General features: G+C 53.4%; 10 protein-coding genes and 1 pseudogene. 8 read left to right on the top strand and 3 right to left on the bottom strand.

Annotated elements, in window-relative coordinates; translation table 11 throughout:
- The first annotated feature begins 50 nt into the window (after window positions 1-50).
- The 4 genes from grpE (at window position 51) to corA (ending at window position 2815) form a co-directional block, all read left to right on the top strand.
- The gene (grpE, locus tag ABX962_RS20970) at window positions 51-641 is read left to right on the top strand and encodes a nucleotide exchange factor GrpE (protein ID WP_372721991.1); all 591 of its coding nucleotides are present in this window, start codon (window positions 51-53) and stop codon (window positions 639-641) included.
- Between the two features lie 73 nt (window positions 642-714).
- Window positions 715-1023: an FmdB family zinc ribbon protein gene (locus ABX962_RS20965; protein ID WP_339938043.1), complete on the top strand. Its 309-nt coding sequence runs from the start codon at window positions 715-717 to the stop codon at window positions 1021-1023.
- A 2-nt stretch (window positions 1024-1025) separates the two neighbouring features.
- Entirely contained in the window at window positions 1026-1592 is a 567-nt protein-coding gene (locus ABX962_RS20960) for an isochorismatase family protein (RefSeq protein ID WP_372721989.1), read from the top strand.
- 107 nt (window positions 1593-1699) lie between these two features.
- On the top strand, window positions 1700-2815 hold the full coding sequence (gene corA, locus ABX962_RS20955; protein ID WP_372721988.1) for a magnesium/cobalt transporter CorA: 1116 nt from the start codon (window positions 1700-1702) through the stop codon (window positions 2813-2815).
- Window positions 2816-2992: 177 nt separating this feature from the next.
- Here corA and ABX962_RS20950 read toward each other — a convergent pair whose 3' ends face one another.
- Entirely contained in the window at window positions 2993-4081 is a 1089-nt protein-coding gene (locus ABX962_RS20950) for a DUF1570 domain-containing protein (protein WP_372721986.1), read from the bottom strand.
- A gap of 120 nt (window positions 4082-4201) precedes the next feature.
- Here ABX962_RS20950 and ABX962_RS20945 point away from each other — a divergent pair, with 120 nt between their 5' ends.
- From ABX962_RS20945 to ABX962_RS20935, 3 genes are all read left to right on the top strand, one after another.
- Window positions 4202-5497 carry a hypothetical protein gene (locus ABX962_RS20945; protein ID WP_372721984.1) on the top strand — a complete coding sequence of 432 codons (1296 nt, stop codon included), beginning with the start codon at window positions 4202-4204 and terminating at the stop codon, window positions 5495-5497.
- Window positions 5494-6477 (top strand): peptidylprolyl isomerase, encoded by a 984-nt coding sequence (locus ABX962_RS20940; protein ID WP_372721982.1) that lies wholly within the window; start codon window positions 5494-5496, stop codon window positions 6475-6477. Before ABX962_RS20945 ends, ABX962_RS20940 begins: the two co-directional genes overlap by 4 nt.
- Before the next feature lie 83 nt (window positions 6478-6560).
- On the top strand, window positions 6561-7883 hold the full coding sequence (locus ABX962_RS20935; protein ID WP_372721980.1) for an NTP/NDP exchange transporter: 1323 nt from the start codon (window positions 6561-6563) through the stop codon (window positions 7881-7883).
- Window positions 7884-7962: 79 nt separating this feature from the next.
- On the opposite strand, the gene ABX962_RS20930 is transcribed toward ABX962_RS20935, so the two are convergent.
- A complete protein-coding gene (locus ABX962_RS20930) occupies window positions 7963-8397 on the bottom strand; it encodes a hypothetical protein (protein ID WP_372721978.1) in 435 nt (144 codons plus the stop codon).
- A 32-nt stretch (window positions 8398-8429) separates the two neighbouring features.
- Window positions 8430-8786 (bottom strand): hypothetical protein, encoded by a 357-nt coding sequence (locus ABX962_RS20925; protein WP_372721976.1) that lies wholly within the window; start codon window positions 8784-8786, stop codon window positions 8430-8432.
- 461 nt (window positions 8787-9247) lie between these two features.
- On the opposite strand from ABX962_RS20925, the pseudogene ABX962_RS20920 reads away from it, so the two are divergent.
- Window positions 9248-9444, top strand: a pseudogene (locus ABX962_RS20920) (transcription elongation factor GreAB); the annotation flags it as partial.

Here is a 9444-nt window from a genome sequence, read left to right as displayed (position 1 = left end):
TTGGAAAAGCTCCGAACGTTTTTTGACCCCGATGCACAACCTCAAGAAACTTGAATCGAAACATGAACGAAGAAGAAAACAAATCACAAGAAGAGATTGACGCAATGGATGCCGTGCACGAAGGCGAAGGGACGCAAGACGATAACGCTGCGGTCGAAAGTCGCGATGAAGAAATGGAGCGTTTGCGAGCTTCATCCGAATCGGCCGAAAAGCGGGTTTTGCAAGCCCAAGCCGAAGCCGAGAATTTTCGCAAGCGGATGCGTCGCGACTTCGAAGACCAATTGCGTTACGCAGCGGTTCCGTTGGTCAACGATTTGCTACAGGTTCGCGATAATTTACACCGCGCCATCGAAGCCGCAGGAACGGCCAGCGAGTCCGATGGGTTGCGTGACGGTGTTGCGATGGTCGCCAAGCAACTCGATGATACGCTTGCGAAATATCAAATTCGCGAGATCCCTGCAGCGGGCGAATTGTTCGATCCAAACTACCATGAAGCCATCTCGCAAATCCCCAGCGATGATCACGCCGCAGGGACGGTGGCTCATGTTGCGGTCACTGGATTCCAAATGCATGACCGTGTGATTCGTCCAAGCCAAGTCATTGTCAGCACGGGACCTGCGAGTGAAACGCCCGCGAACTAAGAATCGCGGACACGACTTTCGCCCCTTGCATTTCAACGTTCCTAACCTGGTCCATCTTTCAAGGCAATTTTGTATGCCAACTTACGATTATGAGTGCGACGCTTGCGGCCACACCATGGAGCTCTTTCAAGGGATCAATGATCCGGTTGAAAAGAAATGTCCTGAGTGCAAAAAGAACAAGCTGAAACGCTTGTTCGGTGCGGGGGCCGCGATTGTGTTCAAAGGCAGCGGGTTCTATCAAACCGATTACCGCAGCGAAGGATACAAGAAGGCCGCCAAAGCAGATAAATCGTCGACAAGCAGTTCGAGCAAAAGCGAATCAAAAGCTTCGAAAAGCGAGTCCAAGGCGAGCAAGCCCGCGAAGCCCAAAAGCGATTCCTAACGATGCCACATGTCTCTTCGCCGCTACGATTGTCAGCGGACCGCAGTGCATTGTGGGTTATTGATCTGCAAGAGAAACTGGTGCCTGTCGTCCCCTCGGGTGACGCCGTGGTCGAGCAAACGATGCGATTGGTCGAAGCGGCGAAGTTGTTGGACGTGCCACATGCGGCCACGGTTCAGTACCCCGAGCGGCTTGGAGGTTTGGTTCGTCCGCTTGACGATGTGTTTGATTCGCCCGAATCCAAGCGAGCCTTTAGCGCCTCTGTTTGCCGTGACGCACTCGAATCTTGGGCGAAACAATCACGTGATCAAATTGTGATCACAGGGATCGAAACGCATGTTTGTGTGTTGCAAACCGTTTTGGATTTGATCGCCGAAGGGTTTCGCCCATTTGTGGTCGCCGAAGCGGTTGCCGCACGCCACGGCCGCGATCATGAAATCGCAATCGAGCGAATGCAGATGGCCGGAGCGACGATCACCACGGTGGAATCGGTCATGTTCGAATGGGTCGGAACCTCGCTGCATCCGCAGTTCAAAGCGATTAGCCAGTTAGTCAAAAAGCGACGTTAGTTGCGTCAATGGGAATGATCGTGGCTCGATTCCGCCCTACATTCGCATCCTGTCTGCGAAACGGATAGCATTGGTGAAAACCGTGTGGCACGTCGGAGGCAATTTCTGTGGATCAAGCTGAGCACCCTACCCCGCGGCGAATAAATTTTCGCAAACGGTTCTATCATCCGTTTCAGCGACGTACCCGGGTCGGTTCGGTGCCTGGGAAACTGCGGTCGAGCAAGGACGCGGCTCCTACGCATGTCGAGAGAATCTATTTTGATCAAACGACGTTGCATGAAGACGAGACGGTGGAGGCATCGTCGCTGGTCGACGTCGCCTCAGGAACCCAGTGGATCAATGTCGTCGGGCTGGCGGATCACAAAACGATCGAAGCGATCGGCGAATGTTTTGAGATTCACCCGCTGTTGCTCGAAGACATCATTCATACGCACCAACGCCCCAAGGTCGATACGATCAAAGGCCGTGTCGTGGTCATCCTGAGGATGACGGACCAAGAGATTCCGCTGCATTTGGAACAGGTTTCCTTGGTGCTCAGCGGCAATACGTTGATCTCGTTCCAGGAGCGTCCGGGAGATTCCTTTGAACCGGTGCGAAGACGAATTCGGCAATCGCTGGGGCGGGTTCGCAGTCAATCAGCTGATTATCTGATGTACTGCTTGATCGACGCATTGCTAGACGCGTACTTTCCATTGTTGGAACAGTACGGCCGGATGTTAGAAAAACTAGAAGATGACGTTACCGACTCGCCTGGGCCACAAGAGCAGACGCAGATTCGCGACGTGAAACGCGAACTCGCCTACCTGCGAAAAACTGCGTATGGTCATCGCGAGACGTTGCAGCGATTGATCCAGGAATCCGAGGGGCGGTTTAGCGAGGACACGCGGCTCTTTCTTCGTGATTGCTTAGATCACGCCAGCCATCTGTTGGACGTGACCGAATCGTTTCGCGAAGTCGTTACCGATTTGCGAGATCTTTATTTCACCAGCCTCAGCCAACGCACCAACGACGTGATGCGTTTGCTGACATTGATCTCGACCATTTTTATTCCGATGTCGTTTGTCGCAGGTGTCTACGGGATGAATTTTGACAGCAGCCGGTCACGTTGGAACATGCCCGAAACACGTTGGGAATGGGGCTATCCAATGGCGCTGACGCTGATGGTGGGCATGGCGACGGGAATGTTGTGGGTATTCTATCGTCACGGATGGTTGCGACGTTAAATCGGTGGCTAATTGCCGGTTGCCACCGCGCGATGCCATCTGCATTCGCCCTAATCGGGTGTTTTTTATCGCGGTGCGGCGAAAGCCGCCCGGTCAAGATCGAACGTTTTTACTCGCCGCAAGCAGACGGCTCGCGCCGCGGGCGGCACCAAAGTCGATGGCACGACCGAGTTCGAACTACAGCGAATCCAAGAACCAACTCACGCGTTTACTGAACTCGTATGGATCCATTCCGATCACCTTTTCGAAATCGGCTTTTCGTTCGTCGCGTTGATACACGGCAAAGGGGCGGCGCATCGCTGTGTGATTCAGAATGGCCGCGAACTCGCGTGGCTGCCGTTCGGCAAGATAGAACATCATCGCCCAAGCGACCGAGTAGGCGTTCACGACTTGGTCTTCGTTGGCGAACATTTCGTCACCGCTGACGAGATTCAAAACGGCTTGTGTAAACTCGGCGTTGTTTTTGCCCGGATAGGATTTCTTCAAGACTTGTAAACTGTCTTCGTTGACACGTTGGCGTCGTAGTGCTGCGGTGGTCGATGTCGTTACCGCCGCGGGTTCGAACAGCTGCCCGATCCCTTCGGTGATCCATTTCGGAGTGTCATTCAAACGGCTATGGACGCCGGTGTTGAACGCCGACTGATGTGCCGCTTCGTGTCGCACCGTTGCAACGATCGAAGCTAGATGTCCTGCGTCGTGCGTCATGACCCGGTTGCTATTGTTGGAATAGATACCTGCAACTCGGGAAACATCAATTTTCTGTTTTTTGAACGCGTCATACATCTCGCCGCGATCAGGAAACACGATGGCAACCATCGGGAATCGTCCTTGGCGAATTTTGACGCCACGTTTGCTCATGTAAGAGACAAATCCACGGTGCGATTGCTCGAATAGTTTTGCCCAGCGGTCGCCACGCCCTAGCGGTTGAACCACCAAAAAGTTTTGAGTCGCGATGACTTCAAAATCATTGCCAAATTCGCTGCGAAGTTGATTTCGCAGTTCGGGTGCTGAAAGCGGTTCGTATTGGCCATCGAGCGATTTGAATTTTGTCTCGGGTTGCAGCGGATCGATCGAATGCAGCCATCCATCGCGTCCCATGACGACGATTTCCCGCGCGAGTGAAACCAGGGGAACGCCTCGCTGAAGCCGCCCCGCTTCGGAAAACTCGATCAATCCACTGACTTGACCCGTTGCTGAATCACAGGCGGATGCGATCAGCAGCGGGATGAAAGAGAGTGTTAGAAAACGGGTTCGCGAAGAAGCCATCAATTCGTCCTGTCAGTGCACTGAGGGTGAGCGAGCAGTGCAAACGTAGGTTAGAATCGGGACTATGCCCACAATCGACTGGGGTGATGCAGGACGTTCGTTAAATCAACGGTAACGAAAATGATGATCAAAACAATTGTGACGGTACTTCAGCGTGGGGGGCTGGGGGTGGTGTTGGCTATCTCGATCTCGCTGGGGGGATTCGGCCAAGAACCTGTCCGTGACTTGAAGTCCGATGTGCTCGAGTGGGTCGACGAACTCGATGCTTCGAGTTTGGCCAAACGCAAAGCCGCTGAGAATGCATTGATTCAAGCGGGCCCGGACGTGCTGCAGTATTTGCCCGAAAACAAAACGGGAATGTCGATCGAAGCATCCGAGCGGCTGACGCGTGTTCGCAAGGCGTTGTTTTCACTGCGTACCCAAACCGAAGTGGAATCGCTGGGGATTTCCGTCCGCCTCGGGGATGCAAAAACCGTCGGCGAAGCACTCGAGGCGATCAGCCGCGACAGTGGGATCGAATTTGAATTCGACGGTGACGATTCGACGGCGATCCAAGCGGTCGCAACGCCGCTGACATTTTGGCACGCATTGGATTTGGTTCTTGATCAAGCCAATCTAGACATCAATTTTTACGGTGGCGATCGCGAGACGCTGCAAATTGTCCGGCGTGAACCCGATCGGCCCTCACGTGTCGATTCGGCCGCTTACACCGGCGTCTATCGGATCGAGCCGACGTCGGTGAACTCACGCCGCGTTTTGAATCGTCCCAAGCTCAGTGCACTGAATATCAGCATGGAAATTAGCTGGGAACCCAAAACGACTCCCATCGGGTTGACCATTCCGATCGCTCAATTGCGAGGCAAACTCGATGACGGAGCAATGCTGAAACCTCAAGAATCCGGCGAGACCATCGACATTGCCACCAACAGTGAAATTGCCTTCAGCGAGTTTTATTTGCCGATGCAATTGCCTGCCGGCCAACCGCAGAAGATTGAATCACTCTCGGGCGTTATCAAGGCCATTCTTCCCGGCAAACGTCAAACGTTCGAGTTGCCGCTTTCGGAACCGGGCAAGGACGTCAAGCTCGATGCGATGCAGGTGACGCTCGAGCAAGTGCGAAAGAATGGGCCGATTCATGAAGTCCGAGTCGCCGTCACATTGGACGATGCCGGTCGGTCGCTGGAAAGCCACCGGCAGTGGATTTTTGAAAACAGTGCCTATGTCAAACGTGCCGACGGTTCACGTGCAGATCATCTAGGCTACGAAGTCTATCGGCAAACCGCTAACGGAGTCGGGATCGGCTACTTGTTTGATTTAGGCGATTCGGTTGGCGAATCAACGCTTGTTTACGAGTCGCCCACCGCGGTGGTTTCCAACGAAGTCTCGTTTGTGCTGCAGGACATCATGCTGCCATGATTGATTTCCCAAAAATTGGCTTGACGCTTCTGTTCGCAATGATCGTGGTTTCCCCCACGACATTTGCCGAGGATAAATGGAAGCCTGAGGACCCGTTCGCTGCGATCAATGGGGAACCCATTTTTCTTGGCGAATTGAACTTGGTGCTCGTCGAGCGGTTCGGCGTGAACCAGATCAGCAAGTTGGATATTCGCGTTCAGCAAGCGACCGCCGCCTTATTAGTGCGTCGTCACCTCGCGCTTCGTGCGTTACATGATCAAGCAGGCGAGTCACTTGCGGCAATCGTCGATCGGCAAGTGGAATCGCTCGAGAGCGAATTGAAGCGACGTGGCAGCGACCTCGGACGCTATGCAAAAGAACGACTCTCCACCGAAAAAGCGGTGCGTGACGATCTCGACTTTAAAATTTCCTGGGGGCAATATTTGAAGAGCCGATTGACCGAAGCGAACCTGCAACGCTTCTTTGAAAATCGCAAAGCAAACTATGGCGGCGGACGTTGGGAAGTGTCTCAGATTTTCGTTGCTGTCGACTCCGCCGATAGCGATGCGGTGCAAAGCGTCCGCAGCAGCCTTGCCAATTTGGTTCGCGAGATTCGCGATTCCGATGACATCGGTCAAGCCTTTGCCGCGGCGGCACGCGATCACAGCGACTCGGTTTCGGCCGGCGATGGTGGGATGATGGGGTGGGTCGAAAAGGATGGCGATTTGCCATCGCGTCTCATGCAAGCGGTGCGGTCGACGAAACCGGGGGAAATCAGTGATCCGCTGCAAAGTCCCTTAGGGATGCATGTGGTTTTGGTCCACCAGTTCGAGGAAATGCCGATCACGTTTGACGATCTGAATGACATTGCTCCGCTGCGGCGGGATGCTGCCAATGCTCTTTTTGATTATCTGATCCAGACTCAAAAGGACGCGCGAGTGTCTTGGTTGATCAAGTCACTCGAACCTCCATCCCTCGACGTTGCCTCCCAAGAAAACTAAGCACAGGCAAAATCAAGCACGTCGGAATCTTAGCACGTCGGCGACACTCGGCGACCTTCTCTCGTCTCGGGCCCCATTGAACTGTGAACCGTCCTCCTGATACCACTCGCGAGCACGACGCTTTGATCGGACGCTGGTGGACACGAGTGGAAGCTCACGAAATCAAGTGTGTCGGGTGGGCATTTGCTTGGTTCTTTTTCATTCTGCTTAGCTATTTCACGATTCGCCCGATTCGCGAGACAATGGGAATCGAAGGGGGGACCGAAAAGCTGCCCCATTTGTTTCTCATCACTTTTCTCGCCATGTTGTTGGCCCTTCCGGTCTACTCGGGTGTCGTCGCTCGCCTGCCTCGCCGCTGGCTCGTGCGGGTGGTGTATCATTTTTTTGCCGGTTGCTTGTTGCTGTTTTGGAGTTTGTTGCAAGTCGAATCCGATGTGGTTCGCATTTGGACAGCACGCGTCATCTTTATCTGGATTAACGTCTTTGCACTGTTTGCGACGAGCGTGTTTTGGAGTGTGTTGGCCGATTTGTTTCGTAGTAATCAAGCGAAACGTTTGTTTGGGCTGATTGCTGCGGGAGGCACGTTGGGGGCGATCACGGGGTCGTTTTTAACATCGCTCCTTGCAACTCGGCTCTCGACCGATTCATTGTTGCTGATCCCTGCGGTGTTGCTTGAGCTGGGGTTGGCGTGTGCATGGCGATTGGAGCTGAACTCGTATCAGTTGGTTGACCCAAAGGATGCGAAAACGCCGGGCGGCAATCACCCGCGATCAGCGAGTTCAACAGGCGGCGGACTGTGGACCGGGATCACGCAAGTGTTGAGCTCGGGATACTTAGCGTCGATCTGTTTGTTTCTGTTTTTGATCCAAGCGTTTGCAACCCAATTGTATTTGCAGCAGGCCGATATCGTGAATATCGCAATCGAGTCACGCGAGGCTCGGACGTCCTTTTTTGCCAAGATCGACTTGGGGACACAGTTGATGACGTTGTTGTTGCAAACGACCGTGGCTGGAACGATTCTTCGGCGATTGGGGATCAGCGTGGCGCTGTCGGTGTTGCCACTGATCTACATTTGCGGTTTCGCCGCGCTGGCCAGTGTGCCGACGCTGGGCGTGTTGATGGTGATCATGATTTGCACACGCGCCGGAGCCTATGGCATCACCGTGCCGTCGCGAGAAGTTTTGTTCACGGTGGTCAGTCGCGAGCAAAAGTACAAGTCAAAGAGTTTTATCGACACAGTGGTGCTGCGTGGCGGTGACGCGTTGTCGAGTCAATTGTTCGGGGCACTGCAAAAATTTGGGGCCAGCTTAACCGCGATGAATTGGTATGCCGTCCCGCTGACCGCGGTTTGGCTGCTGATTGCATGGCGACTTGGCCGTAGCCAGGAACGCCGCGCCAAGCAGTAGGACAGCGAGGGACAAATCGATTGTCCATTTGTTAGTGATAGGTCCGTCGTTGGAGTCAGGCTGGAAGCCAATCCCGTATTCAAAGCGGAAACTCTTCCGATGTCCCCACAATCTCGATGTCCTTATCCGCCTGGAAAATCTCTAACAGATCTTCGTGTAGTTTGTTGGTCCACGGGGCGGTGTCGATAAAACGCATCTTCTTCCAACTCCAATTCCGCGGTCCGCTGGATCCTTCAGTACAAGCAAATTCGGTGGGACTTGAGTCTGCTGATCCTTCGTCAGCATTGATCGAAGAATAGACACAGACTCCGAATTTGAACGGGACCGATTTTATTTCGATCCACCAACCCCAATCTTCGCAGCATACAAACGGAGTGTCATATTCGCGATCGGCAAGTCTTGACTGCAGGTATTTGGCCAGTGCCTTGCCGTACATCCCTTCATTCGCTAACTCTTCCTTTTCGCCCGGAAGGATCGGGAATTTGTTCGAACGAATATGGATAAAACGGTTCATGCGGGACTACAGCCCATTGAAAGTTGCCGATTTCATTCGGTCTCGGTCATCTCGGTTTCGAGCGGCCGTTTTGCCAACCAATACCGTCGTGTTTGCTTTGTCAAAATTGCAATCACCAACAACAGCCACAGCAACGATCCGAGCAACACCAACACCGGGGCAGCTTGATTCGCTGCTTCGCCACTAAGGAAAGCAAACACGGTGCCGATCAATGTCGCTGCGGACATCAGTGCCATGGGGGCAAAGATCAGCCATACGCCCGTCAAGATCAGCAGCGACGGTTTCGCGGATGCCAACGCGCTGTATTTTGGAACAAAATTATCGTGCCACACGTCTTGATTAAGACGTTCCGACAGAGGGACGTAACGTTCTTGTTCTTTTGCTGACATCAACTACTTCCACGACGGATGGAAAACCAGAAACGCGTGCCGCGAGCATCTGTTTGAATCGGGGGATTCTACCCCTGCCATTGTATGGGCACTCGAAAAAAGGTTCCAGTGCGAATGGATGTGGATCAAGTGGGCGTTTGGCATCGCGAATGATACGAGCCTCGGCGCGTCAACGCCGGTTGCCTTCGACACCAAACAGCGACATCACACGAGTCGTGAGCGAATCAATCCAGGGGGCGAAACATTCAGTCCAGTTGAACATGAGGCCGTAAATACGTCCATTTAAAGTTATTGCGGCTACAAAGTTGATCGAAAGATTGATGTGGCACATCGCTTGCATTGGTGTTTGCGGTGGGTGATGAATAGGACTATCACCCGACTTGCAAATCGCTCTTCGCGACCGCGAATGCGATTCACACGCGAATCGACACTTTTCACTGAAACCAAATCCCTACTAAACGATGATGAACCCTCCGACTCTTGCTGTGACTCGTTCCGATGCTCTGAGGTTGAAAACGCTGCTCAATAGCGAATTTGTGATCGCAATTGGGGGCGAACGCACGCATCTGAGCGAATTTAAGGACCGGCTAGAACGAGCCATGGTGCTGGAATCGCAAGACATGATGCCGGACGTCGTCACGATGAATTCGACCATTCG

Origin of the sequence: Novipirellula sp. (assembly GCF_041583735.1) — a bacterium.
Lineage (GTDB): Bacteria > Planctomycetota > Planctomycetia > Pirellulales > Pirellulaceae > Novipirellula.
The sequence above is the reverse complement of the archived record's forward strand: the minus strand, read 5'-3'. Positions and strand labels throughout refer to the sequence as shown.